Raw genomic sequence first — 23,683 nt, 5'->3', positions numbered from 1 at the left:
CGCTGCTCGCCGCCGCCGTCGAGGCCGCCGACGCCGCCGGGCTGACCTTCGAGGCGGCCCGCTCGCGCCTCTGCCTCGGCGAGCGGCTGCGGCGCGGCCGCCGCCGACGTGACGCGCGCGAGCCGCTGGAGGCCGCGCGCGCCGACTTCGCGGCGGCCGGGGCGGCGCCGTGGGCGGCGCGCGCCCGCGACGAGCTGCGCGCCTCCGGCCAGCCGGGCCGCCCGCGCGCGAACGACCGCGACGAGCTGACGCCGCACGAGCGCCGCGTCGCGCTGCTGGTCGCCGAGGGGCGCACCAACCCGGAGGTTGCGGCGGAGCTGTACATCACGCGCAAGACCGTCGAGCACCACCTGTCGCAGATCTACCGCAAGCTCGGCCTGCGCTCGCGCACGGAGCTGGCGAACGAGCTGGCGCACGAGACCGGCCTGCGCCGCGCGGCTTGACCGCAGGCCGCTCGCGGCCGATCACGGATGCCGCCGCGCCAGCAGTTGGGTACGGTCAATGGAGGGCCCTGAACCCCGACCCCGCGGAAGGACATCCTCTGATGAGACGCATCCTGATCGGCTACGACGGCTCCTCTCACGGCGACGACGCGCTCGCGCTCGGCCAGCTGCTGGCGAGCAGCGGCGAGGGCGCCGAGCTGACGGTCGCGGCCGTCTACAAGGCGGTCATCAACAAGGACTCGAGCGGGACCGAGAGCGACTACCAGGAGCGCCTGCGGAACGAGGCGGAGCACGAGCTGAACCGCGCCAGATCGCATGCGCCGCAGCTGCCCGAGAGCGCCTTCCGGGCGGTCCGCGCTGGCTCTGCCGCCGCCGGTCTGCACCGGCTGGCGGAGGAGCTGGAGGCTGACGTGATCGTCGTCGGCACCAGCCACCGCAACGCGCTCGGCCGCGTCTGGGCCGGCAGCGCGACCGAGCAGGTGCTGCACGGCGCGCCGACGGCGGTCGCGGTCGCGCCGGTCGACTACGCGCAGCGGCCGGCGGCCGATCGCGCGCTGCGCCGCGTCGGCGTCGCCTACGACGGCTCGCCGGAGGCGAAGGCGGCGCTGGAGCGGGCGGTCGCGCTGGCCGAGCCCGCCGGCGCGCGGGTCGTGCCGGTGTCGGTCGTCGACCTGCGCACGCCGACGACGATCGGCTACGGCTACGAGCAGTACGTCGACGCGGTGCGCGACCTGGCGGCGCTGGAGCTGAAGGAGGCCGGTGCGGCGGTGAGAGCGAGCGGCGACGTCGAGTCGATCAAGCGCGAGGGCGACCCGGCGACGGAGCTGGCGCACGTCAGCGGCGACGTCGACCTGCTGGTGACCGGCTCGCGCGGCTACGGCCCGCTCAAGCGCGTCCTGCTCGGCTCGGTCACGACCCGGCTGGTGCGCGAGGCCGAGGGCCCGCTGCTGCTGCTCCCGCGTTCGGCGGTCGAGCCGGAGGAGTAGGCGGCGGGCGCGAGCGGCCGGCGCGCGCACGAGCGCGGCGGCCGCTCGCGGGCTACAGCAGCGCGTCGCTGCTGTTCAGCTCGCGCATCCGCTGCTCGACGCGCGACAGCTCGCGGTCGAAGTCGCTCATGCCGAGGAGCAGCGGCATCGGGACGTCGTCGTGGCGGGCGTCGGCGAGCCTGCGCATCGCCGAGAGCGCGCGGCGGATCCGTGCCGCACGGTGCGCGAGGCGCTGCTGCTCCAGCTCTGCTGCGAGCGTCGAAGCCGGCCCCGCGGACGGGAGGGTGAGTCGTGCCATGGCGGCGAGTTTGCTGGGTTATGACGCCGTCGTAAAGGCGTCAGTCACCATTCCTACGCGATATTAACCGTGAACTGGTGGATTGAATCGCAGGCGCGCCAGCAAAAGCGATTAAGCACCCATGATCGACCACTCACATCACGAACGAACAGGGTCGGAGTGGACGGCGCGTGGACGCTGGAGGAGTGACGCGCGCGAGCGCGACGAGGCGAGGGCGGCGCGCCCGCGGCGGGCGGGCGCGCAGGCGGTGTCAGTCGCCGACGACCGCTTCGTCGATCGAGCCGACGTAGACGACGAAGCCTCTCGTGTAGCCGCGCCGCTCGTACAGCCGCTCGGCGTCCGCGTTGGTCGCCGCCGTCGTGATCTCGAGGTCGCCGACGCCGCGCGTGCGCAGCTCGCCCTCGACCGCGTCGAGCAGCTCCGAGCCGATGCCGCTGCCGCGCAGGTCGGGCAGCACCGACAGCGACTGCAGCGTCGCCATCCGGTCGCCCGTGCACCAGGAGGCGTAGCCGGGGCCGACGGTGACGAAGGCGTAGCCGATCGGGCCGCCGGCGTCCTCGGCGATCAGCACGAAGGCGTCGGGGTCGGTCAGCCACTTGGCGTACTTCTCGCGGCGGTTGTGCCAAGAGGCCTCGGGGTTGCGCGCGAGCGCGTTGCCGAGCAGCGGCGTGATCGCCGCGTAGTGGTCCTGGAGCGCGCGCCACAGCGGCGCCAGCTCGTCGAGCTCGGCGATCGGCAGCGTGCGGATCGTGTGCTGGGAGTCTCGTGTGGTCATCTCGGTCTCACCCTCTGGCGCCTCGTCCGGTCGGGGCGGCTCGTGCCGTCCCCGCGCGGACCCTGCATGGGTTGTACCCGACGCCGCCGGTGAGCACCAGGGACGCCGTGACGATCGCGTGAACTCCACGGCGTCAGTCGAACGACAATCTGCCGAACTTGCCGCGGTAGTACGCCAGCGGCGCGCCCGGCCGCGCGGTCGCCTCGTGCACCGCGGCGAAGAAGACGACGTGGGTCGCCGCCTCGACCTGCTGGGTCACTCTGCAGACGAGCTGCGCGAGCGCGTCGACCAGCAGCGGCTGGCCGTGGTCGCCGATCTCGACGCCGACGCCGTCGAACTTGTCGTCGCCCTTGGCGGCGAAGCGGCGCGCCAGCTCGTCGTCGCCCTCACCGAGGATGTTGACCGCGAAGGCGCCCGACCTCAGCACCGCCTGGCCGGTCGCCGACGATCTGTTCATCGCGATCAGCAGCATCGGCGGCTCCAGCGACAGCGAGCTGACGGCGCTGGCGGTCGTGCCGTGGAGCGCGCCGTCGAGCGCGGTCGTGATGACCGTCACTCCGCTGGCGAAGTGGCCGATCACGTCGCGGAAGGCACTCGGCTCGAGCGGCCGGAGGGGTGTGTCGTGGGCGTTCTCTGCGGTCACGCGTGCTCCTTTCCCGACTCATTCTGTCGAGACTGAGCGTGGATCGTTGTATGACGGCCATCCGATACCCTGATGGGGATGTCCGGACTCGCCGATCTCTCCACTCCTGGCGGCGATTCGCTGCGAGTCGGCCGCGTCGCCGCGCCATTGCGCGAGCAGGTCGTCGACGTGCTGCGCGAGGCGATCCTCGACTTCCGCCTCAAGCCCGGCCAGCGTCTGATCGAGCGCGAGCTGATCGAGCAGATCGGCGTCTCGCGCACGACGATCCGCGAGGTGCTGCGCCAGCTCGCCGCCGAGGGCCTCGTCACGACGATCCCGCAGAAGGGCGCGATCGTCGTCGTCCCCTCGCCCGAGGAGGCGGCCGAGCTGTACGACGTGCGGCTCGTGCTGGAGGCGGCGGCCGTCACCCGCTTCGTCAGAAACGCGACGCCCGGCCAGCTGAAGGCGCTGCGCGCCGCCGTCGACGAGATGGAGCGGGTCGCGGCCGAGGGCTCCGACGACGTGCGCGCCGTGCTGCGCGCCAACGACGAGTTCTACGAGGTGCTGCTGCAGGGCGCCGGCAACAGATCGTTCCACGCGCTGCTGGCCGGCGTGCAGGCGCGCGTGCGCGTGCTGCGGGCGTCGTCGCTGTCGCAGCCGGGCCGCGCGCAGGCCGCGGTGCTGGAGCTGCGCCTGGTCGTGGAGGCGATCGAGGCCGAGGACGGCGAGCGCGCCGCGCAGCTGACGGCCGAGCATCTCGAGCAGGCCGAGGTCGCCGGCCTGCAGGCGATCGCCGCAGCCGGCGCGTAGCGCCGCGTACCCTTCGCTGGCATGAGCTCCAACCAGCGTCTGATCGTGATCGTCGGCCTCGTCGTCGTCGCGGCGATCGGCTTCGTCGTGCTGAAGGGCACCGACGACTCCGACCGCCTGCCGCTCGCGACCGACACGACCGCGACCACGACGCCCGCCCCGGCCGAGACGACCCCGGCCGACGGCGGCGCGACCGAGACGACCCCCACGAGACCGAGAGCGACGGCGAAGCCCGCCGGCGCGCGGATCATCGTGAGAGGGCTGGAGCCGGTCGGCGGCGTCAAGAGACTGACCTTCCGCAAGGGCGACACGATCCGCTTCACGGTCGTCTCCGACCAGCCCGAGGAGATCCACTTCCACGGCTACGACGTCGCGCAGGACGTCTCCCCGGGCAGACCGGTGCGGTTCTCCGTGCCGGCCGAGATCGAGGGGATCTTCGAGGTGGAGCTGGAGCACAGCGGCACCCAGATCGCCTCGATCACGGTCGAGCCCTGAGCGGCGCGCTCAGCGGCGCGCGGCTCTTCTTCTCGCGCTCGCTCTCGTGACGGTGAACGTCACGCTCTTGCTCGCGCCGCCGGCGCTCGCCTTCAGCGTGTAGCTGCCGGGCGCCGCTCTGCCGAGCGACAGCGCCAGCGTGTTGGCGCCGGCGGTGCCGCGCCCACTCAGGCGCTTGACGGTCGTCGTCTTCGTGCAGCGCGCGCCTCTGCGCGGCGCCGGCACGACGCAGTGCCCTCTGACGCGGCGGCCGGCCTGGCTGCGCGTGACCGTGAAGGAGACGCTCGCGGCGGCGCTGAGCGTGTAGCGGATGCGCGCCGATCTGCCGCTCGCGAACGAGCGCGGGCTGAGCGAGAGGCTCGACAGCCGCCCGGCTCCCGGACCCGGGCTCGGCGATCTCGGCTGCGGCTGGGGCAGCGGTCTCGGCTGCGGCTGCGGCTGCGGCGCAGGCGTGACGGGCGCCGCCGGCGTCGCGACGCTGACGTCGTCGATGTACCAGCCGCGCGCCCCGACGCTCTGGTCGGAGGCGAAGCGGAAGCGGTATCTGATTGTCGCGCCGGCGTACGGGGAGAGGTCGAGCACGCTGCGGACCCAGCCGGCGCTGGCGCCGCTGAACGCGACTCTCGTGGCGATCGGCGAGCTGAAGCCGTTGGCGATTCTCTGCGTCGGCCCGTTCTCCAGCCACTGCGCCGGCGTCGGCTCGGTCCAGTTGACGCCCCCGTCGGTGGAGACCTCGACGAGTGCGCCGTCGAACTCCCTCTCGATCGAGTCGCGGTGGAAGAAGGTCAGCGTCGAGGGGCCGCCGCCGCGGATCGCGACGGCCGGCGAGGTCAACGTCAGGTCGGTGATCGCGCCGGCGTTCGGCACGAAGGCGGAGCTGGCGCCGGTGTGGGCGTCGTCGCCGGCGATCGCGAAGGTCGGGTCGCCCGACGCGCCGGCGAGCCGGCCGGGGATGAAGCCGCCGAGTCCGCTCTCGAAGCTCTCGGCGCCGGCCGGGACCGGCAGCTGCTGCGGCTCGCCGTAGACGAAGTCGTCGAGCGCGACGAGGTCCTGGGTGCCCGACTGCGCGATCCCTCTCCCCAGCCGGATGTCGCCGGGGTGGACGCGCACGAGCGCGATCCGCTCGCCGGCGTCATAGCGGACGCCGACGAACGACAGCGTCCCGGTCGGTGCCGCGTAGCTGCCGAGGTTGCGGCCGTCGGCGCTGAAGAACTGCAGGAAGCTGCGGTTGGCGGCGTTGACGCCGGTGAAGACGGCGCCGAAGGCGTTCGTCGTCGCGGCGACGCCGGTGCCGGGAACGCGGAAGACGACGTCGATGCTCGGGTCGTTGCTGCCGATGGGGATGTTCTGGCTGCTGAGGATCCGCTGCGCGGAGAAGGCCTGGAAGAGGCCCGCGTAGGAGGCGTCGACGTCTCTGAACAGCTCGCTGCCGGCGTTGGTCGAGCTGACGAGCACTCTGCCGGGCGCGCCGTCGACCGAGGTCAGCAGCACGCCGCGCGGCGAGTTCGAGTTGAAGAAGTCGAACGGCAGTTGCGTCGGCGAGGCGGAGCCGGCGGGGACGCCGTCCCAGTTGATCTCGCGCCGGCCGGCAGGTCCCTGGCCGCCGACGTTGGGGTTGAGCGTCCCGAGCTGGGCGCGGAAGGCGTCGACCGTCGGTGTCAAAGCGACGACGCTGCCGCTGCCGGTCGTGACGATCGGGTCGGCGTGGGCGGCAGCGGCGCCGCCGAGCCCGAGTGCGAGTGCGCCGGCTGCGGCCGCGACCATCCTCCGTCTGCATGACATCGCACGACCCTGACCGCGTTCGGGAGGGATATCAAGCTGGAAAGCGGAAGGACGACGCCTGTGTCGTAAGACTGGCGCGTCAGCGTTCGCTGCCTAGAAGATCTTCGCGCGCGTCTTCGAGACGAAGAAGCCGTGGCCGCTGCCGCCGCGGCTGCACGTCATCCCGCTTCTGCGGCTGGTGCAGGTGAAGCTGCCGACGGTGCGCGATCTGCCGTAGCCGAGGATCGCGCCGCGCTGCTGCAGCACGGTGTCGCCGGCGCAGACGAACTGCGCGCGCCCGCGCTTGCCGACGGTCACGCCGTTGCCCCAGTCGAGCATGCAGCGCTTCGGCTTGGCCGGCGCCCGCCAGCTGTGGTCGGCGACGTCGCAGCGGGCGAAGCCGCGGTCGATCGCGCAGCCGATGTTGCGCGACGGCGAGCTGAACATCACCAGCGCGGCGGCCGGCTCGGCGGCGAGCGCGAGCGCGGGCAGCGGCAGAGCGAGCGCGAGCGCGACCAGGGCGGCGCGCGGCGCTGCGAGCGGAGAGCGATCGAAGCGAGCCATGGCGCGCCAGCCTACCCGTCGGTTGCGGGCGTGAAGCGGAGCGGCAGCGACGCCAGCCCGTAGACGCCCTGGACGCCCTCGAAGACCGGCGCGCCGGCCAGCTCCAGCCGCTCCACCTTGCGCGCGAGGAAGGTCAGCGCCTCCTGCAGCTCCGCTCTCGCGAGGTTCGCGCCGAGGCAGTAGTGGACGCCGGCGCCGAACGTCAGCGGTCTCGGGCCGCCGCTCGCGCGCGTGATCTCGAAGCCGTCGCCGACGCCGTCGCGGTTGGCGCTGAAGGCGCAGACGAGCACGACCGTGTCGCGCGGGAAGAGGACGCCGTCGTACTCGACCGGCTCGACGACGATCCGCGCCGTGAAGGGCGTGATCGGCTCGTAGCGCAGCGCCTCCTCGACCGCCGCCGGCGCCAGCCGCTGCGGGTCGGCGCGCAGGGCCGCCCACTGCTCGGGCTCCTGCGCCAGCAGCCGCAGCGCGTGCGCGAGCTGCGACTGGGTCGTGTCGACGCCGCCGATCAGCACGTTCAGGACGAGGTTGACCAGCTCCACGTCGGACAGCCGGTCGCCCTCCTGCTCGGCCGCGATCAGCTGCGAGATCAGGTCGTCGCCGGGCGTGCGGCGGCGCAGCTCCAGCAGCTCGCCCGCGTAGGCGTAGAACTGCTCGACGGCGCGCTCAATCCGCGGCCGCTCGCTCATCAGCACCGGCGGGTCGAACTGGCGCTGGATCCAGTTGGACCACTCGTGCAGGCGCGGCGCGTCGGCCAGCGGCGCGCCCATCACGGTCGCGATCGTCAGCGACGGGTACGGCTTCGCGAACGCCTCGACGAGGTCGAACGGCTCGCGGCCGCCGGCGGGCAGCCCGTCCCACAGCTGCTGCAGGAACGCGCGCATGCGCGGTCGCCAGCGTTCTACCGCCCGCGGCGTGAAGGCCGGGTTGACGAGCGCGCGCAGCCGTCTGTGCTGGTCGCCGTTGAGATGCAGGATGTTGCGCCGCATCTCCTCCAGCAGCGCGCCCTCCTCGATCTGGAACAGCTCCGCGATCTTCATGCCGGGGAACTCGCACGCGCGGGTGCGGAGGAAGAAGCTGGCCGCCTCCCGCTCCAGCACGACGTAGCCGAGCGGCGTGCTCGCGAGCCAGCCGCCGTCGCTGCGCAGCTGCGCCATCGTCGCGTGGAAGCGCGGTCCGTGCAGCTCCGCGTCGGTGTAGTCGAACGCGGGCAGGTCCTGCAGCTCTGTCACGGGCGTGGCCATCGAACCGGATCTCGGTCGCGATCCTAACCCGGCGTGTCCCCTTGACGCGCAGGGTATGACTTCTGACATGGCGCATCCGGGGGTCCCGATCACGGCTGACGGTCTCGGCGTCGATGGAGCGCGCGGCGCCGTCTTCGCGGGCGTGACGCTGCGCGCCGAGGCCGGCGCGCTCGTCGCGGTCGCCGGGCCGGGCGGCTCCGGCCGCACCTCGCTGCTGCTGACGCTCGCGGGCCGGATGAAGCCTGCGCACGGCTCCGCGACCGTCGCCGGCGAGCCGCTGCCGCAGCGGGCCGGCGCGGTGCGGCGGCTGGTGCGCGTCGCGCGCGCGGCCGGCGCCGTCGAGCTGCAGGAGCGCTGGACGGTGCAGGAGGCGATCGACCTGCAGGAGGTCCTGCGCGGCCACCGGATCGACGCGCGCGAGGCCGCCGCGGTGCTCGACGCCTGCGGCGTGAGCGCCGAGGGCGCAGCGCGGATCGAAGACCTCGACCCGCGCCAGCTGACGCGGCTGGCGGTCGCGCTGGCGTGGTTCGAGAGACCGCCCGCGGTCGTGCTCGACGACCTCGACCGCGGCCTCTCCGCGGACGGCGAGCGCGAGCTGTGGACGCTGCTGAAGGCGCTCGCCGAGCAGGGCACGACGGTCGTCGCCAGCGCCGCCGACGCGGCTCCGGCGGCCGGCCTCGCGGACGTGGTCGTGCCGCTGTGATCGCCCCCTTCCGCCTCGCGCTCGCGGAGCTGCGCCGCTTCCGCGGCCGCCTGCCGCTCGCGGGCCTGCTGTTCCTGCTGATCGTGCCGACGCTCTACGGCTCGCTCTACCTGTGGTCCAACTGGGACCCGTACGGCAAGTCCGGCGAGCTGCCGGTCGCGGTCGTCAACGAGGACAGACCGGTGACGGTCGACGGCAGAGAGGTCGACGCCGGCGCCGAGTTCGTCAGACAGCTGAGAGCGCAGAGAGAGCTTGGCTGGCGCTTCACCGACGACGCCGATGCCGAGGACGGTCTGAAGAGCGGCCGCTACCTGATGATCATCCGCGTCCCCAGCGACTTCAGCAGCAAGCTGTCGAGCCCGGCGGTCGGCTCGCCGGAGCGGGCGAGACTGCTGATCCGGCTCGATGACGCCAACGGCTTCATCGTCTCGATCATCGCCAGAACGGTCGAGAGCGAGCTGCAGACGCAGGTCAACGCGGCCGCCTACGCGACCTACGCCGAGGTCGCGCTCGGCGGCTTCGAGCAGGTCCGCAGAGGGCTCGGCGAGGGCGCGAGAGGCGCCCAGCAGCTGGCCGACGGCGCGGGCGAGCTGCGCAGCGGCGCACGCAGACTCTCCGACGGCCTCGGCACGCTCAGCGACGGCGCCGGCAGACTCAGAACGGGCAGCGCCGAGGTCAGCGACGGGGCGCAGCAGCTCGCCGGCGTCGTCGACACCGCCGCCGGCGCGGTCACGAACGGGCTCGACCGCCTCGGCGGCGTCTCGACCGTCGCCGGCGACGCGGCCGACGCGGCGAGACAGATCGCGAGCGGGACCAGAAGCGCGGCCGACGTCAGCGCCAGAATCGAGCAGCAGGTGGAGGCGCTCGCGCAGGCGGTGCCGGACGTCGCCGACGACCCCGCCTACAGACAGCTGCAGCAGCTCGCGCAGCAGGCGGCGCAGCAGTCGGGCCAGATCGCGACCGACACCGGCGAGGCGGCCGGCAGACTGCAGACGCTCGCGCAGCAGGCGCAGACCGCCGCCGGCCAGACCGACCAGCTGAAGGCGCAGGTGCAGAGCGGCCGCAGACAGGTCGACAGACTGGCCGACGGCGCGAAGCAGGTCGCCGACGGCGCCGCCCAGCTCGACGATGGCCTCGGCACCGCGGCGGCCGGCGCGGAGAGACTGCCGCCCGGCGCGCGCAAGCTCGACAGCGGCGCGACGAGACTGGCCGACGCGCTCTCCAGCGCGCAGGCGAGAGTCCCCGCCAGCGACCCGTCCGATCGCGCCGAGCAGGCCGACGTGCTCGCCAACCCAGTCCAGCTCTCGTCCTCCAACGCCCACCCGGCGCACGTCTACGGCCGCGGCCTGGCGCCGTTCTTCCTCTCGATCGCGCTGTGGGTCTTCGGCATCGTCGCTTACCTGATGCTGCGCCCGGTCGCGGGCGAGGCGCTCGCCGCCAGCCGCCTGCCGGCGCTGACGGTCGCCGCCGGTGGCTGGCTGCCGGCCGGCCTGCTCGGCTGCGCCGCGGCGCTGATCCTCTACGCGGTCGTCGACGTCGGGCTCGGGCTCGACCCGGTCGACGTGCTCGGCACGATCGGGCTGATGCTGCTCGCGGTGCTCGCCTTCACCGCGCTCGCGGACCTGCTGCGGATGGCCTTCGGCGCCGTCGGCGACGCGGCGATGCTCGTGCTGCTGGTGATCCAGCTCGGCGCGGCCGGCGGCATCTACCCGATCCAGACCGCGCCCGGCGCGCTCCAGGCGATCCACCCGTTCCTGCCGATGACCTACCTGATCGAGGGCTTCCGCGTGACGATCTCCGGCGGCCAGGACGCGACGCTGCTGCGGGCGGTCGCGGTGATCGCGGGGATGCTCGTCGTCTGCCTGGCGCTGGCGTCGTACACGGTCACGCGCCAGCGGATGTGGACGATCCAGCGGCTGAAGCCGGACCTGGAGCTGTAGGCGCGGCGAGCCGCGAGCGGCGAGCGGCGCGGCTAGAAGCGCCAGCGGCCGGCGGCGGCGAGCGGGCCGCGCAGCGCGGCCGTCAGCTCCACAGCCGCCGCACGCGCGCCGTCGGCGATCCGCCGCTCGATCGGCAGCGCGCCGTCGGCGTGCGTCTTCCAGCCGCCGGCGACGGCGCGCGAGGCGGCCGGCACGGCGCCGAAGCCGTCGGCGCCCACGAACAGCGGGAAGTCCTCCGGCGAGCCGCCCTGCGGGCCGAGCCCGGGGACGAGCAGGAACGCCTGCGGCATCAGCGCCCGCAGCACGCGCGCGTCGTCGGGGTAGGTGAGGCCGGCGACGGCGCCGACGCTCGCGTAGCCGCGCTCGCCGACACGCCCCGCGCCCAGCTCGGCGACGAGCTTCGCGACCTGCTCGAAGACGCGCCCGTCCGGCGTTTCCAGGCCTTGCACGCGGGCCGAGCCGGGGTTCGACGTGCGCACGAGCACGAACAGCCCCTTGCCGTGGGCGTCGGCGGCGTCGAGCATCGGCTGCAGCGACTCGGGGCCGAGGTAGGGGGAGAGCGTGACGGCGTCGGAGTCGTGCACCGGCAGCGCACGGCCGTTGACCTCGACGCGGCCGATCGCCGCGGCGGCGTAGGCGGCCATCGTCGAGCCGATGTCGCCGCGCTTGGCGTCCTCGACGATCAGCAGCCCGGCGGCGCGCGCGTGCGCGTTGACCCGCTCGAGCGCGTGCAGGCCGGCGGCGCCGAACGCCTCGAAGAAGGCCGACTGCGGCTTGACCGCGGGCGCCACATCGGCGATCCCGTCGATCACCGCGGTGCAGAAGCGAGCGGCCGCCTGGGCTGCGCCGGCGAGGTCCTCGACGCCGTCGAGCAGCTCCGGCGGCAGCTGCCGCAGCTCGGGGTCGAGCCCGACGACGAGCAGGCTCTCGGTCTGCTCGATGCGGGCGATCAGGCGGTCGGCGAAGTGGGCGCTCATCGCCGCGCGAGTCTAGTCGGCGCGCGGCGCCGCCTCGTTCCCGCCGCTCAGGCGGTCACGATCGGCTCGTTCAGCAGCTGGTGGCCGGCCTGCTCGTCGCGCTCGATCGAGGCGACCCACCAGCCGCTGCCGTCGGGCCGCTTCGCGAGCGTCCACCACTCGCGCGCCCAGTAGCGTCTCGCGCTGCGTCCGCCGGGCTGCGAGATCGTGCCGTCGGCGTGCTCGATGTGGTCGTGCACCTCGGCCGAGACGCGCACGAGGATCTCGTCTCTGTCATGGCCCTCGCGGTCGACGAGGCCGAGGTACTCGGCGCCCTCGAAGACCACCTGGGTGACGCAGTGGTGGTCGCCTCTGGCGGCCAGCTCGGCCAGCCGCGCGCGCAGCTCCGCCAGCGGCTGCGGCATCAGCACGGCGGCGAGGCGAGCGTCGTCGCGCGCGTCGTAGGCCGCCTGCACCTCCAGGTACAGCGCTCTGGCGACGGCGGTGACGGCGTCGGTCGCGAACAGCGGGTCGGCGACGGCGACGGTCACCGCGGCGCGCTCGACGCGCTTGGCGCGCCGACGCCGCTTGCGGCGGCGGACGAGCCCGACGACCCCCGTCACGATCAGCGCGACGATCACGATCGGGCTGATCAGGACCCAGAGCTCGAGCTTCGCCAGCCAGTCCTCGCCGCTGCCGCTGCCGCCGCTGCTGAACGAGGCGGTGCCGTCGCCGGCGCCGGCCAGCGCGGGCGCGGCCGAGAGCGAGAGCAGCAGCAGCGCGAGCAGCGCCGCGCGCACGGCGACGGCGATGCGGGACGTGGCTCCGATCTGCTGCTGCACCCGAGCGGCCTCCTTGGCGGCGTGGTCTGAGGCGCGCGCCGGCGCGGGCCCCTGTGCGAGTGATCGAGCGCGCCGGCGTCGACTTGAGCGCCGGCGCACCCGCTTCCGCTCAGCGGACGCCGCGCGGGGCGAACAGGCGGACGCGCGCGTTGCCGCCGTAGCCGCCGTTCGGCGTCGCGACGACGCGCGCGGTCAGCGCGGAGCCGCGCGCGGCGAGCCGTCTGCGCAGCGCCTTCGAGAGGCGCGGGCGGACCGTCGCCGAGCTGCCGGCGCGCACCACGCGATCGCGCGCGAGGACCGCGCCGCCGATCGTCAGGCGCGGGATGCGGCAGTCGGTCGGGCCGGCGCAGGTGAGCGCGACGGCGGCGGTGCCGGCGCGCGAGACGAGCGCGCTGGGCGCCGGCAGCAGCAGCCGCGCCGGGCCGCCGACGGCGGCCGTGTAGGCGACCGCGACGGCGGAGCCGGCCGTCGCGGTCAGCTCGCACTGCAGCGATCTGCCCGCATCGGATCTGGTCGCGACGCGCGTCGCGGCGGTGGCGCCGGCGAGCTGCTCGCCGTCCCGCAGCCAGCGGTAGGAGAAGAGCGCCGCGCCCGACCAGCGGCCGGGATCGCACGTGAGCGTGCCGCCGACGCGGCGCTCGCCGGTCACGCGCGGGGCGTCCAGCGGCGACAGCGGCACGTACGCCAGCACGTCGATCGCGTTCGAGGTCGCGGTCGCGGAGCCGCGCGCGTTGCTGGCGGTGACGCGGCAGACGAGCTGATGGCCGGCGTCGTCGGCGACGACCTCGTGCGCGGCGGCCGTCGCATCCGCGATCGGCGCGCCGTCGCGCAGCCACGCCAGCTCGACTCTGTCGGCCTCCGCCCAGCTGCCCGGGTCGCAGGTCAGCGTTCTGCCGACCTGGGCCGCGCCGGAGATCGTCGGCGCGGTCGTCGGCGTCGGCTCGCCGGAGCTGAAGGTGATCGTCGCGCCGCCGTCGCCGGTCTGGCTCGCGAGCGCGAGCACGACCCGCAGCGCCTGCGGCGCGCTCCAGCTCACCCCGCCGGCGCCGCCGCCTCCGCCGCCGCTGGTGAAGTCGCCGGGGGCGACGCCGCCGAGCCCGCCGGAGCCGCCGCCGGTCCAGCCGCCGCCTCCGCCGCCGCTGTTGCCGCCGGAGTTCGACGCGAGCCCGTCGGCGCCGATCCCGGGCATGCCGGCTCTGCCGGGGATGCCGGGCGACGGGCCCGTGCCGGCGCTGCCGCCGGCACCGCTCGTCAGCCCGCCGCCGCCGCCCGTGGCGAGCTCGGACGAGTAGCCGTCCTGGCCGTCCGCGTCGGCTGCGCCGCCGCTGCCGGCCAGCTTGCCGCCGTTGTTCGTGCCGGCGCCGCCGCCGCCCGCGGCGACCAGCAGCCGCGTCGAGAGCCCGCCGCCGGGCGCTCGCACGTCGGTCGCGCCGCCGCCGGCGCCGGATTGGTGGCCGGGGCCCACGCCGGCGCCGCGGCCGCCGCCGTTGAAGCCGGCGTTGGCACCCGACAGGCCGCGCCCGCCGACGTTCAGCTCCAGCGTCTCGCCGGGGGCCACCGGCAGCGTGGCGCGCAGCTCGGCGGCGATCCCGCCGAGCGCGAAGAGCGGGTTGTTGTCGCCGCCGGCACCGCCGCGCAGCACGAAGGTCGCGCGGGTCATGCCCGCGGGCACGGTCACCGCCTGCGCGGCGCCGGTGTAGTCGAACGCGACGGTGATCGGCTCGGCTGCCGCCGCCGGCAGCGCCATCAAGGCGCACGTGGTCGCGGCGGCCGCGAGCACGGCCGCCGGTCTGCGGGTACGACGCATCGTTCCCTCCCTGGTGGAGTGAAGTGGATCGGAGATCGAGGCCGCCCGCCGTGGCGGTCGGCCGCTGGAAGTGGCGCCGTGGCGTCCGTGCCCGGCGTCAGCAACATCAACGAGGGTGTTGGCGCGAAGTTGCGCGTGCCTGCGGTCGGGAGCGCCCGGTAGCCTGCGGGCGATGGACGAGCTGTTGAAGCTGACCGCCGACGCCGGCGTCGAGGTCAGCGCCGCCGAGACGGCGCTGGAGGACGCGGAGCCGCAGGCCGCGCGCGACGCGCTCGACCGCGCCGACGACATCCTCACCCAGCTGCGCGAGCGCTGGCCGGGCATGTCGGCGCCCGAGCGCGCGGTGATCGGCGACGCCGCCGCCGTCGTCCGCCGCCGCCGCGACGCCGTCGCCGCGCGCGTGCCGGTGCGCAGAGTGCTGACCGACGTCGCCGCCGAGGTCGACCCGGAGCAGGACGAGGACCCGGAGAGCTAGTGGTGTGCCCGGCAAACGTTGCCGGTCACGCCACTAGGCCTTCGCCAGTCTCGCGATCGACGCCTCCAGCGCCTCCATCAGGTCCGGCGAGGCGCGCTCGGCCGGCGCGTCGCGTCTGGGGGCGCGCAGCGTCTTCCCGCTGGACTTGGCCGCGATCGCTCTTCTGAGCCGCGCGCGGTGGCGGTCTCTCCAGGCGGACGGGTCGAAGTCGCCGCTGAGCGAGTCGACCAGTCTGACCGCCGCTCTCAGCGCTCTCGGCTTCGGTCTCGCCGCGGCGCCGCTCGGCGCGCCCGCCTGCGCGGGGTCGCGCAGCTCGTCGTGGAAGCGCAGCGTCGTCAGCGACAGCAGCGGCCCGTCGGGGCGGACGGCGGCGAGGTACTGCTTCGAGCGCAGCACGAAGCGGCCGATCGCGACCTTGTCCTGGCGTTCCATCACGTCGTGCAGCAGGCGGTAGGCGCGCAGCGTGCCCTCCGCTCTGCCGGCCGGCGTCAGCAGGTAGGGATGGTCGAACAGCAGCGGGTCGAGCTGGTCGAGGTCGGCGAACTGCTCGACGTCGATCGTGCGCGTGCGGCGCGGTGCGGCCGCCTCCAGCTCCTCGTCGCTCAGCACGACCTCGCGGCCGTCGTCGAGTCTGCAGCCGTGGGCGACCTGCTCCCACGGCACCTCGACCTCCTCCTTCGTGCACCAGCGGCGGACCTCGATCGGGCGGCCGGTTCTGGCGTTGAGCTGCGTGAAGTGGAGCTGGCGATCGCGCACCGCGCTGCGCAGCTCGACCGGCACGTTGACGAGCCCGAACGAGAGCGACCCGGACCAGAGCGGGCGCGCCATCAGGATCTTCTCGCTCTGCGTCTCGCGGCTCTGCGTCTCGTGCCGCTGCGTCTCGCGGTTCTGCTGCTGGCGCCGCGTCTCGGCGCGTGCCCGCCGCGCGTGCGTCTGGACGAGCCGCTCGCGCCGTGCGCCCCGCGCGTCCGTCTTCTGCGTCTCGCCAGCTCCGCCAGCGTCGCGTCGAGCGCGGCGGAGAGGTCGTCGGGCGCCTCGGCCGGCTCGCGCTCGGGCTGCTCGATCGCTTCGCCCTCCGCCTTGCGCTCGATCAGCGCCAGCAGCGCGGCGCGGTGGTCGTCGTCGTAGTCGGTCGCGTCGAACGGCTCCGACAGCGCCTCGACCAGCGCCTCCGCCAGTCTCCGCTCTCTCGCGCCCGGCGCTCTCGCGTCAGCGGGCGGGTCGAGCGACTCCGGCGCGACGACCTCGTCGGCGAAGCGCAGCGTCGACAGGCCCAGCACGCCGCCGGGCAGCGCGCGCAGCGCGACGAGCTGCTCGCGCGTGCGCAGCACGATCCGCCCGATCCCGACCCGCTCGACCTTCGCCAGCGCCGCGTGCAGCAGCGCGTAGCCGTCGTCGGAGCCGTCGCGCGGGCCGAGGTGGTAGGGCTTGTCGTACCAGACCGGATCGACCTGCTCGGCCGGCACGAACTGCTCGATCTCGCACTGCTTCGCGTGTCTGCCGTCGACGCCGCGCAGCTCGTCGTCGCTCAGCACGACGTACTCGCCGTCGCCGACCTCGAAGCCCTTCACGAGCGCCTCGCCGGCGACCTCCCTGCCGCTCCCGGGGTCGAAGCGGCGGTGCTCCAGCCGCGCGCCCTCCTTCGCGTGCACCTCGTGGAAGTGGACGCCGCGGTCCTCGATCGCGCCGAACAGCTTCACCGGCACGCGCAGCTCGCCGACCGCGAGGGAGCCGTTCCAGATCGAGCGCGCCATGCCGGGAGCGCTACCCGCGCCCAGAGCAGGCCAACCGCCGCGAGAAGGAGCCGCTGGCGAGTTCTCGCAAGCCTGAGGCGAGCCTCCTGGGCGAGCCTCAGGCCGGTATCAGCAGCGCCAGCTGGCGCGAGTGGGCGAGCAGCGTGCCGTCGCCGAGGAACAGCAGGCCGTCCTCCTCGACGAGCCCGTCGCGCGCGGTCGAGCTGCGATACCAGCCGAGCACCGCCTGGTCGGGCAGGCCGGCCGGCGGGATGTCGGCGCGGAAGTGAATCGTCAGGTCGATCGTCGGCGCGACCGCCGGGCGGTCGAGCGGCTCGAAGCCGGGCGGCCACCAGACGTCGGTGCAGAGCGCGACGTAGGCGGCGTCGACCGCGTGCGGCTGCGGCAGCGTGATCCAGCCGCCGGCCTGCGCCGGCTCGCCGGCCGCGGGCGCTCTGCCGCTGAAGGGGATCCCGCCGAAGCGAGGCGCGAGCTGGACGCGGTGGGAGATCGCCGGTGCGGCGCCGGGGACGTCGAGCCAGTGCGCGTCGTCGTCGCGGCGCCAGCGGTGGCCCTCCAGCCGCGGCGCGTCGCGCTGCGGCGCGGGCGCGACCTGCGGCGGGTCCGGCATCCACGTGCCGGCGGCCGGCAGGCCCGGCACCGCGAGCGCCGCCAGCGCGGTCACCACCGGCTTGCCGTTCTGCGTCGCCTCGACACGCACGTTCGCGATCCGGCGGCCGTCGCGGATCGTCTCGACGGTCAGCTCCAGCGGCCCGGCGCCGGCCGGGCGCAGGTAGTGCAGCGTCAGCGAGCGCAGCCGTCTGGCGCCCGCGGGGTCGGCGTGGGCGGCGATCGCGCGCACGACGATCGCGGCCAGGTAGCCGCCGTTGGCGGCCGTCGGGGCGGCCCAGCCGAGGTCGACGTCAGCGCTGAAGCGGCCCGCGCCGAGGGCGCTGACGGCGGTCGCGTCGTCGAACGGGCGGGCCTCGGTCGAGTGGCTCATCGCGGCGGAGGCTAACACTAGGATGGCCGTCCTACTGCCACCGAGGAGAGCACGGATGAGCGAGCAGTTGATCACCACCGAGCGGCGCGGGCACGTCTTCCTGATCGGCCTCAACCGGCCCGACAAGCGCAACGCCTTCACGCTGGAGATGCTCAGACAGCTGGCGCTCGCGGTCGGCGAGCTGGAGGCCGACGACGAGCTGTGGGCCGGCGTCCTGTTCGCCCACGGCGACCACTTCACCGCCGGGCTCGACCTCGCCGACGTCGGCGCCGAGATCCAGGCCAACGGCTCGCTGTCGGTGCCCGAGGGCGGCCGTCAGCCGTGGCGGCTCGACGGCGAGCCGTACACGACCCCGCTCGTGACGGCCGTGCAGGGCTGGTGCATCACGCTCGGGATCGAGCTGCTGCTCGCCTCCGACATCCGCGTCGCCGCCGCCGACACCCGCTTCACGCAGCTGGAGGTGCAGCGCGGCATCTACCCCTTCGGCGGCGCCACGATCCGGATGCCGCGCGAGGCCGGCTGGGGCAACGCGATGCGCTGGCTGCTGACCGGTGACCAGTTCGACGCGCAGGAGGCCTACCGGCTCGGGCTCGTGCAGGAGGTCGTCGAGCCCGGCCGGCAGGTCGAGCGCGCGATCGAGCTGGCCGAGCGGATCGCGACCGTCGCCGCGCCGCTGGGCGTGCGCGCGACGCTCGCCTCCGCCAGCGCCGCGATCCCGTACGCCGAGCGCGAGGCCGCGAACAGACTGCAGCCGGACGTGCTGCCGCTGATGCGCAGCGAGGATGGCGCCGAGGGCCTCACCTCCTTCCTGGAACGGCGCGCGGCGAGGTTCACCGGCCGCTGAGCACGGGTAACCGGCGGCCATGGACCTGACCTTCTCCGACGCCGAGCGCGCCTTCCGCGACGAGCTGCGGGGCTGGATCGCCGCCAACCACCCGGGCGCCGAGCCGGAGGGGGAGGAGGCGTCGTTCGCCTGGCGGGTCGCGTGGCAGCGCGCGCTCGCCGGCGGCGGCTGGGCCGCGGTCTCCTGGCCGCCGGAGTACGGCGGGCGCGGCGCGACGCTGGTCGAGTCGGCGATCTTCAACGAGGAGCTGGCGCGGGCGCGCGCGCCGCAGCCGGCGAACGTGCTCGGCCTGCTGCTCGGCGGGCCGACGCTGATGGTCCACGGCAGCGACGAGCAGCGCGAGCGGTTCCTGCCGGGGATCGTCTCCGCTGACGAGATCTGGTGCCAGGGCTTCTCCGAGCCTGACGCCGGCTCCGACCTGGCGGCGCTGAAGACGCGCGCGGTCAAGGTCGACGGCGGCTGGCGGGTGACCGGCCAGAAGGTCTGGACCAGCTTCGCCCACCACGCGACGTGGTGCATGCTGGTCGCGCGCAGCGACGCCGAGGCGGCGAAGCACAAGGGCCTCACCTACTTCCTGATGGACATGCGGGAGCCGGGCATCACGGTCCGGCCGCTGCGCCAGATCACCGGCGCGGCCGAGTTCAACGAGCTGTTCCTGGAAGAGGTCTGGATCCCGGACGAGAACGTGATCGGCGCCGTCGGCAACGGCTGGGCGGTCGCGCTGACGACGCTGATGAACGAGCGCGCCGGGCTCGCCTTCGGGCTGCAGGTGGCGCTGAAGGTGCTGTTGGACGAGCTGACCGCGGCCGCCGTCGCGCGCGGCCTGCTCGACGATCCCTCCGTCGCCGAGCGGCTCGGCGACCTGCACATGCGCTGCGAGATCCTGCGCCTGACCGCCTACCGCGGCCTGACCGCGCAGATGAAGTACGGCCAGCCCGGACCCGAGGGCTCGCTGACGAAGTGGATGTGGTCGGACACCAACCAGCGCGCGACCGAGCTGGCCGTCGAGCTGATCGGGCCGGAGGCGCTGGCGACCGACTCGCGCTGGTCGTTCGAGCTGCTGCGCGCCCGCGGCAACACGATCGAGGGCGGCACGACCGAGATCCTCAGGAACATCGTCGCCGAGCGCGTGCTCGGCCTGCCGCGACTGGGGCGGACGTGAACTTCGACCTGACTGACGACCAGCGCGAGATCCAGCGCACCGCCAGAGCGCTGCTGACCGCGCGCTCCTCGTTCGCGAGCGTGCGCGCCGTCGCCGAGTCGCCGGCGCGCACGTACGACACGGCGCTGTGGGAGGAGCTGATCGGCCTCGGCTGGGCCGGGATCGCGATCCCCGAGACGTACGGCGGCCAGGGGCTCGGGCTGCTGGAGCTGGCCGTCGTCGCCGAGCAGCTCGGCTGGGCGGCGACCCCGTCGCGCTGGCTCTCCAACGCGCTCGCGGCGCAGCTCGTGCTCGGCGCCGGCAGCGAGCGCCAGCGCGAGCAGCTGCTGCCGGAGCTGGCGGTCGGGCGCGAGACGGCGACCGTCGGGATCGCGCGCGACGGCGTCGCCGAGCTGGTGCCCGACGCCGACAGCGCGCGCTGGATCGTGCTGGTCGAGCGCGGCCAGGCGATCGTCCACGACGCCCGCGGCGGCGGCGTCGCGATCGAGCCGCGCGAGACGATCGACCCGACCCGCCGCTACGCGCGCGTCACCGTCCACGCGAGCGGCGCCGGCGCCGGCAGGCTGCTCGACGGGCCGCTGGAGGCCGGGCTCGACCGCGCCGAGGTCGTGCTGGCGGCGGAGCTGACCGGCCTCGCGCAGCGGGCGCTGGAGCTGACGGTCGCCTATGTGCAGGAGCGCAGACAGTTCGGCACCCCGATCGGCGCCTTCCAGGCCGTCTCGCACCGCGCAGCGCAGCAGCTGCTGGAGACCGAGGGCGCGCGCTCGGCGATCTGGTTCGCGGCCTGGGCGGCCGACGCCGAGCCGGAGGCGCTGCCGCGCGCGGCGGCGATGGCGAAGGCGGCCGCCGCCGACGCCGGCCGCCACGTCACCGCGGCCGCGATCCAGCTGCACGGCGGGATCGGCTTCACCTGGGAGGCCGACGTCCACTGGCTCTACAAGCGCGCCCAGCTCGACGCCGCCCTGCTCGGCTCGGCGAGCGAGCACCGCCGCCGGATCGCGCGCCTGGCAGCGGCCGCCGCTGACGCCGCCGCGCCGGGCGTCAGCGCCGACGCCGAAGCCGCCGCCGGCCGCGGGCACGCCTAGGATCCGCGGCGATGGTCGGGCTCGCGCACGACACCGACAGCCGCGACAGCGGCGCCGCGGCCGGCGAGGTGACGCTGGCGCTGGTCGGGCCGCAGTTGCGCGAGCGCGTGCTGGAGCTGGCGCCGCATCCCTTCCAGCGGACCTGGTCGGGCGTGCCGGCCGACACGCTCGGGCCGGCCGAGCGCGACCCGCGCCAGCACCCGGTCGCGATCCTGCTCGACGGCGGGCCGGTCGGCTTCTTCGTGCTGCACGGCGGCGTCAGCGCCGGCCGCTTCGTGCGGCCGCACAGCGAGTTCCTCGTGCGCGCCTTCTTCGTCGACGCGACCCTCCAGCACCGCGGCATCGGCAGCCGCGCGCTCGCGCTGATGCCGGCCTTCGCGCGCTCGCTCGACCCGACGCTGACGCGGCTCGTGCTGACCGTCAACGACGTCAACGAGGTCGCTCAGCACGCCTACCTGCGCGCCGGCTTCCGCGACACCGGCGAGCGCTACCAGCGGCCCGGCGCCGGCCCGCAGTTCGTGCTCGACCTGCCGGTCTGAAGCCCGCCGCCGCGCCCGCCGCGCTGAGCCCGCCGCCGCCGTCGTGCCCACCCGCCCGAGAGCTCGTCGCGTCGGTTCTTAGCTGCTTCTTGGCTGCGCCGCGCACACTGCTGCCTCGATGCGGAGCGCCTCCAGACGTGCCAGCCTGACCACGGCCGCCCTCGCGGCGGCGTGCGTCGCCGCGATCGTCGCGGCAGTCCTCGTCGTCGGCCCCTCCAACGCCGCCTCGGGCGGCGCCGGCGAGCGGCTCGTGACGGTCTCCCGCGGCGTCGTGCAGGCGACCGTCTCCGGCAGCGGATCGGTCGCGGCGGCGAAGCAGCTCGACCTCGACTTCGAGACCGGCGGGACGTTGCAGAAGGTCTACGTCAAGCCCGGTCAGAAGGTGGTCGCCGGTCAGCTGCTCGCGCAGCTCGACCCGACCGACGCCGAGAAGACGCTCGCCGACGCCCAACAGGCGCTCGCCGACGCGGAGGACGGCTCCAACACGACCGCCTCCTACGCGGGCGAGACCCTGACGACCTCGGACGCCGTCTACCGGCCGGACAGCGAGACGACCGGCGACGCGACCGCGCCGGCAGCCGGCGGCGCGCGCTTGGCGGCCGTCGCCGACGAGCCGCCGGCCGCGACGACGCCCACCGCGACGACGCCGGCCGCGACGACGCCGACGGAGACGACGCCCGACGCGACGACGCCGCAGACGACCACGACGCCCGCGCCGGAGCCGACGCAGACGACCACGACTCCGGCGCCGACGACCCCGCAGACCACGCCCACCCCCGCGCCGACCCAGACGACGCCCGCGACGCCGGCCACCGGCGCGGGCACGCCCGGTGCGGCCGGCGCAGGTGCCGGCACCGGCGCGGCAGCCGCGGGCGCGGCCGGCTCCGGCGCGACCAGCGCGCAGTCGCTCGACGACCTCGAAGACGCCGTCGAGGACGCCCAGGATGCGCTCGCGGCGACGAAGCTGCGCGCGCCGATCGCCGGCACGATCGCCTCCGTCGGCGCGAGCGCCGGCGAGGAGGTCGGCGGCGGCTCCTCCGCGTCCAGCAGCAGCTCGTCGAGCGCGGCGAGCGGCAGCGGCGCGGGCGCCGCGACCGGCGCCGCCGGCGCGAGCGCGACCGGCAGCAGCGGCGCGAGCGGATCGTCCTCCTTCATCACGCTCGTCGACCTCGACGCGATGAACCTCGTCGTCCCCTTCAGCGAGTCGGACGTCGGCCAGGTCAGACGCGGCCAGGCGGCGACCGTGACCGTCAACGCGCTGCCCGACGAGCAGCTCGCCGCCCACGTCGTCTCGGTCGCGACGCTGCCGACGACCAACAGCTCCGTCGTCAGCTACGACGTGACGCTGCGGCTCGACCAGCTCGCGAGCGGGCTGAAGTCGGGCATGACCGCCTCCGCGAGCGTCGTCGTCGACCAGGCCGACGGCGTCCTCAACGTCGCCAGCGCCGCCGTCTCCGGCCGCGGCTCCAGCGGCACCGTGACGGTCGCAGAGGGCGACGAGCGCGTCCGCCAGCGCGTCACGATCGGGATCGTCGGCGACGAGACGACGCAGATCCTCGACGGCGTCAGCGCCGGCGACCAGCTCGTCGTCGCCGCGGCCCCGACCGCGACCGCGAGCGGCGCCGCCGGCGCGGCGGCAGGCGCCGGCAGAGCCGGGCTGACCGGCGGCCTCGGCGGCGCGGGCGGCTTCCCCGGCGGCGGCAGCTTCGGCGGCGGCGGGGGCGCGCTCCGCGGCGGCCCGCCCGGCGGTCCCTGATGCGGCGCCCCGCAGACACCGCGACACCCGCCCGCCCGGCGACGCCCGTCTCTCGCGACGCCCCCGCGGCGCGCCCCGTCATCGCCGTCGACAGGGTCGTCAAGTCGTACGCGATGGGTGAGCTGACGGTGCACGCGCTGCGCGGCGTCTCGCTGCGGATCGAGCGCGGCGACTACGTCGCGATCATGGGCAGCTCGGGCAGCGGCAAGTCGACGCTGATGAACATCCTCGGCTGCCTCGACGCGCCCACGAGCGGCAGCTATCTGCTCGACGGGATCGACGTGCGCGCCTATGACGACGACGACCTCGCCGACATCCGCAACCGCAAGATCGGCTTCGTCTTCCAGAGCTTCAACCTCGTGCCGCGCACGCGCGCGCTGGCGCAGGTCGAGCTGCCGCTGGCGTACGCCGGCGTCGGCCGCGCCGAGCGCCGCCGCCGCGCGGCGCGGGCGCTGCGGGCGGTCGGGATGGGGGAGCGGCTCGACCACCTGCCGTCGGAGCTGTCGGGCGGTCAGCAGCAGCGCGTCGCGGTCGCGCGGGCGCTGGTCGCGAGCCCGCCGCTGCTGCTCGCCGACGAGCCGACCGGCAACCTCGACTCGCGCTCGACCGAGGACGTGCTCGACATCTTCGACACGCTCAACGCGCACGGCCGCACGATCGTGATCATCACGCACGAGGCCGAGGTCGCCGAGCGCGCCCGCCGCGTGATCCGCCTGATCGACGGCCGCGTCGTCGAGGACCGCCGGCTCGACGCCGACCCCGCCTCGCGCGATGCCGCCGCCGCCCCCGCCGCCCCCGCCGCCGCCCCCGCCGCCGCCCCCGCCGCCGCGCCCGCCGCCG

The 23,683-nt window shown here is 74.8% G+C and carries 25 protein-coding genes; 13 read left to right on the top strand and 12 right to left on the bottom strand.

All coding sequences use genetic code 11. From position 1 onward, the window contains the following. On the top strand, nt 1-443 hold a 443-nt coding region (locus tag Q7L73_RS26855), incomplete at its 5' end, for a response regulator transcription factor (RefSeq protein ID WP_304715728.1). 101 nt (nt 444-544) lie between these two features. Continuing rightward, nucleotides 545-1,429 (top strand): universal stress protein, encoded by an 885-nt coding sequence (locus Q7L73_RS26850; RefSeq protein WP_304695168.1) that lies wholly within the window; start codon nt 545-547, stop codon nt 1,427-1,429. Nucleotides 1,430-1,481: 52 nt separating this feature from the next. On the opposite strand, the gene Q7L73_RS26845 is transcribed toward Q7L73_RS26850, so the two are convergent. From Q7L73_RS26845 to Q7L73_RS26835, 3 genes are all read right to left on the bottom strand, one after another. Continuing rightward, the gene (locus Q7L73_RS26845) at nt 1,482-1,727 is read right to left on the bottom strand and encodes a hypothetical protein (RefSeq protein ID WP_304695170.1); all 246 of its coding nucleotides are present in this window, start codon (nt 1,725-1,727) and stop codon (nt 1,482-1,484) included. Nucleotides 1,728-1,977: 250 nt separating this feature from the next. Then, a complete protein-coding gene (locus Q7L73_RS26840) occupies nt 1,978-2,502 on the bottom strand; it encodes a GNAT family N-acetyltransferase (RefSeq protein ID WP_304695172.1) in 525 nt (174 codons plus the stop codon). 133 nt (nt 2,503-2,635) lie between these two features. Beyond that, nucleotides 2,636-3,145, bottom strand: coding sequence for a flavin reductase family protein (locus Q7L73_RS26835; RefSeq protein ID WP_304695174.1), 510 nt, complete (start codon nt 3,143-3,145; stop codon nt 2,636-2,638). Between the two features lie 78 nt (nt 3,146-3,223). On the opposite strand from Q7L73_RS26835, the gene Q7L73_RS26830 reads away from it, so the two are divergent. Both Q7L73_RS26830 and Q7L73_RS26825 read left to right on the top strand, forming a co-directional pair. Further along, nucleotides 3,224-3,934: a GntR family transcriptional regulator gene (locus Q7L73_RS26830; RefSeq protein ID WP_304695176.1), complete on the top strand. Its 711-nt coding sequence runs from the start codon at nt 3,224-3,226 to the stop codon at nt 3,932-3,934. A gap of 21 nt (nt 3,935-3,955) precedes the next feature. Continuing rightward, nucleotides 3,956-4,429, top strand: coding sequence for a hypothetical protein (locus Q7L73_RS26825; RefSeq protein ID WP_304695178.1), 474 nt, complete (start codon nt 3,956-3,958; stop codon nt 4,427-4,429). 9 nt (nt 4,430-4,438) lie between these two features. On the opposite strand, the gene Q7L73_RS26820 is transcribed toward Q7L73_RS26825, so the two are convergent. The 3 genes from Q7L73_RS26820 to Q7L73_RS26810 form a co-directional block, all read right to left on the bottom strand. Then, nucleotides 4,439-6,193 (bottom strand): immune inhibitor A domain-containing protein, encoded by a 1,755-nt coding sequence (locus Q7L73_RS26820; protein WP_304695180.1) that lies wholly within the window; start codon nt 6,191-6,193, stop codon nt 4,439-4,441. Nucleotides 6,194-6,304: 111 nt separating this feature from the next. Continuing rightward, a complete protein-coding gene (locus Q7L73_RS26815; RefSeq protein ID WP_304695182.1) occupies nt 6,305-6,754 on the bottom strand; it encodes a DUF6636 domain-containing protein in 450 nt (149 codons plus the stop codon). A gap of 11 nt (nt 6,755-6,765) precedes the next feature. After that, a complete protein-coding gene (locus Q7L73_RS26810) occupies nt 6,766-7,998 on the bottom strand; it encodes a cytochrome P450 (protein WP_304695183.1) in 1,233 nt (410 codons plus the stop codon). A gap of 67 nt (nt 7,999-8,065) precedes the next feature. On the opposite strand from Q7L73_RS26810, the gene Q7L73_RS26805 reads away from it, so the two are divergent. Beyond that, nucleotides 8,066-8,701, top strand: coding sequence for an ATP-binding cassette domain-containing protein (locus Q7L73_RS26805; RefSeq protein ID WP_304695185.1), 636 nt, complete (start codon nt 8,066-8,068; stop codon nt 8,699-8,701). After that, entirely contained in the window at nt 8,698-10,641 is a 1,944-nt protein-coding gene (locus Q7L73_RS26800; RefSeq protein ID WP_304695187.1) for a YhgE/Pip domain-containing protein, read from the top strand. The genes Q7L73_RS26805 and Q7L73_RS26800 overlap by 4 nt, the downstream gene beginning before the upstream one ends. Before the next feature lie 32 nt (nt 10,642-10,673). Here the strand turns inward: Q7L73_RS26800 and pyrF are convergent, their stop codons facing one another. From pyrF to Q7L73_RS26785, 3 genes are all read right to left on the bottom strand, one after another. Continuing rightward, nucleotides 10,674-11,618, bottom strand: a complete 945-nt coding sequence (gene pyrF / locus Q7L73_RS26795; RefSeq protein WP_304695189.1) for an orotidine-5'-phosphate decarboxylase — start codon at nt 11,616-11,618, stop codon at nt 10,674-10,676. Between the two features lie 47 nt (nt 11,619-11,665). Next, the gene (locus Q7L73_RS26790; protein ID WP_304695191.1) at nt 11,666-12,439 is read right to left on the bottom strand and encodes a TIM44-like domain-containing protein; all 774 of its coding nucleotides are present in this window, start codon (nt 12,437-12,439) and stop codon (nt 11,666-11,668) included. A 109-nt stretch (nt 12,440-12,548) separates the two neighbouring features. Beyond that, nucleotides 12,549-14,246, bottom strand: coding sequence for a glycine-rich protein (locus Q7L73_RS26785; RefSeq protein WP_304695193.1), 1,698 nt, complete (start codon nt 14,244-14,246; stop codon nt 12,549-12,551). Nucleotides 14,247-14,418: 172 nt separating this feature from the next. Here Q7L73_RS26785 and Q7L73_RS26780 point away from each other — a divergent pair, with 172 nt between their 5' ends. After that, nucleotides 14,419-14,721 carry a hypothetical protein gene (locus Q7L73_RS26780; protein WP_304695195.1) on the top strand — a complete coding sequence of 101 codons (303 nt, stop codon included), beginning with the start codon at nt 14,419-14,421 and terminating at the stop codon, nt 14,719-14,721. 33 nt (nt 14,722-14,754) lie between these two features. Here the strand turns inward: Q7L73_RS26780 and Q7L73_RS26775 are convergent, their stop codons facing one another. The 3 genes from Q7L73_RS26775 to Q7L73_RS26765 all read right to left on the bottom strand — a co-directional run bounded on the left by Q7L73_RS26775 (nt 14,755) and on the right by Q7L73_RS26765 (nt 17,457). Continuing rightward, nucleotides 14,755-15,549, bottom strand: coding sequence for a Ku protein (locus Q7L73_RS26775; RefSeq protein ID WP_304695197.1), 795 nt, complete (start codon nt 15,547-15,549; stop codon nt 14,755-14,757). Continuing rightward, nucleotides 15,549-16,475, bottom strand: a complete 927-nt coding sequence (locus Q7L73_RS26770; protein WP_304695199.1) for a Ku protein — start codon at nt 16,473-16,475, stop codon at nt 15,549-15,551. The genes Q7L73_RS26775 and Q7L73_RS26770 overlap by 1 nt, the downstream gene beginning before the upstream one ends. A 97-nt stretch (nt 16,476-16,572) precedes the next feature. Beyond that, the gene (locus Q7L73_RS26765) at nt 16,573-17,457 is read right to left on the bottom strand and encodes an acyl-CoA thioesterase II (RefSeq protein WP_304695201.1); all 885 of its coding nucleotides are present in this window, start codon (nt 17,455-17,457) and stop codon (nt 16,573-16,575) included. A gap of 55 nt (nt 17,458-17,512) precedes the next feature. Here Q7L73_RS26765 and Q7L73_RS26760 point away from each other — a divergent pair, with 55 nt between their 5' ends. The 6 genes from Q7L73_RS26760 to Q7L73_RS26735 all read left to right on the top strand — a co-directional run. After that, nucleotides 17,513-18,301, top strand: a complete 789-nt coding sequence (locus Q7L73_RS26760) for a crotonase/enoyl-CoA hydratase family protein (RefSeq protein WP_304695203.1) — start codon at nt 17,513-17,515, stop codon at nt 18,299-18,301. Between the two features lie 19 nt (nt 18,302-18,320). Next, nucleotides 18,321-19,463 carry an acyl-CoA dehydrogenase family protein gene (locus Q7L73_RS26755; RefSeq protein WP_304695205.1) on the top strand — a complete coding sequence of 381 codons (1,143 nt, stop codon included), beginning with the start codon at nt 18,321-18,323 and terminating at the stop codon, nt 19,461-19,463. Continuing rightward, the gene (locus Q7L73_RS26750) at nt 19,460-20,548 is read left to right on the top strand and encodes an acyl-CoA dehydrogenase family protein (protein ID WP_304695207.1); all 1,089 of its coding nucleotides are present in this window, start codon (nt 19,460-19,462) and stop codon (nt 20,546-20,548) included. The genes Q7L73_RS26755 and Q7L73_RS26750 overlap by 4 nt, the downstream gene beginning before the upstream one ends. 11 nt (nt 20,549-20,559) lie before the next feature. Then, nucleotides 20,560-21,087 carry a GNAT family N-acetyltransferase gene (locus tag Q7L73_RS26745; protein ID WP_304695209.1) on the top strand — a complete coding sequence of 176 codons (528 nt, stop codon included), beginning with the start codon at nt 20,560-20,562 and terminating at the stop codon, nt 21,085-21,087. A 118-nt stretch (nt 21,088-21,205) separates the two neighbouring features. Continuing rightward, nucleotides 21,206-22,843 (top strand): efflux RND transporter periplasmic adaptor subunit, encoded by a 1,638-nt coding sequence (locus tag Q7L73_RS26740; RefSeq protein WP_304695211.1) that lies wholly within the window; start codon nt 21,206-21,208, stop codon nt 22,841-22,843. Next, nucleotides 22,843-23,683: ABC transporter ATP-binding protein (locus tag Q7L73_RS26735; RefSeq protein ID WP_304715727.1), on the top strand; the 841-nt coding region annotated here is incomplete at its 3' end. The genes Q7L73_RS26740 and Q7L73_RS26735, both read left to right, overlap by 1 nt.

The organism is Conexibacter sp. CPCC 205762 (assembly GCF_030646155.1).
Lineage (GTDB): Bacteria > Actinomycetota > Thermoleophilia > Solirubrobacterales > Solirubrobacteraceae > Conexibacter.
Note: the sequence above shows the minus strand (reverse complement) of the source record. Positions and strands in the feature narration are given on the sequence as shown.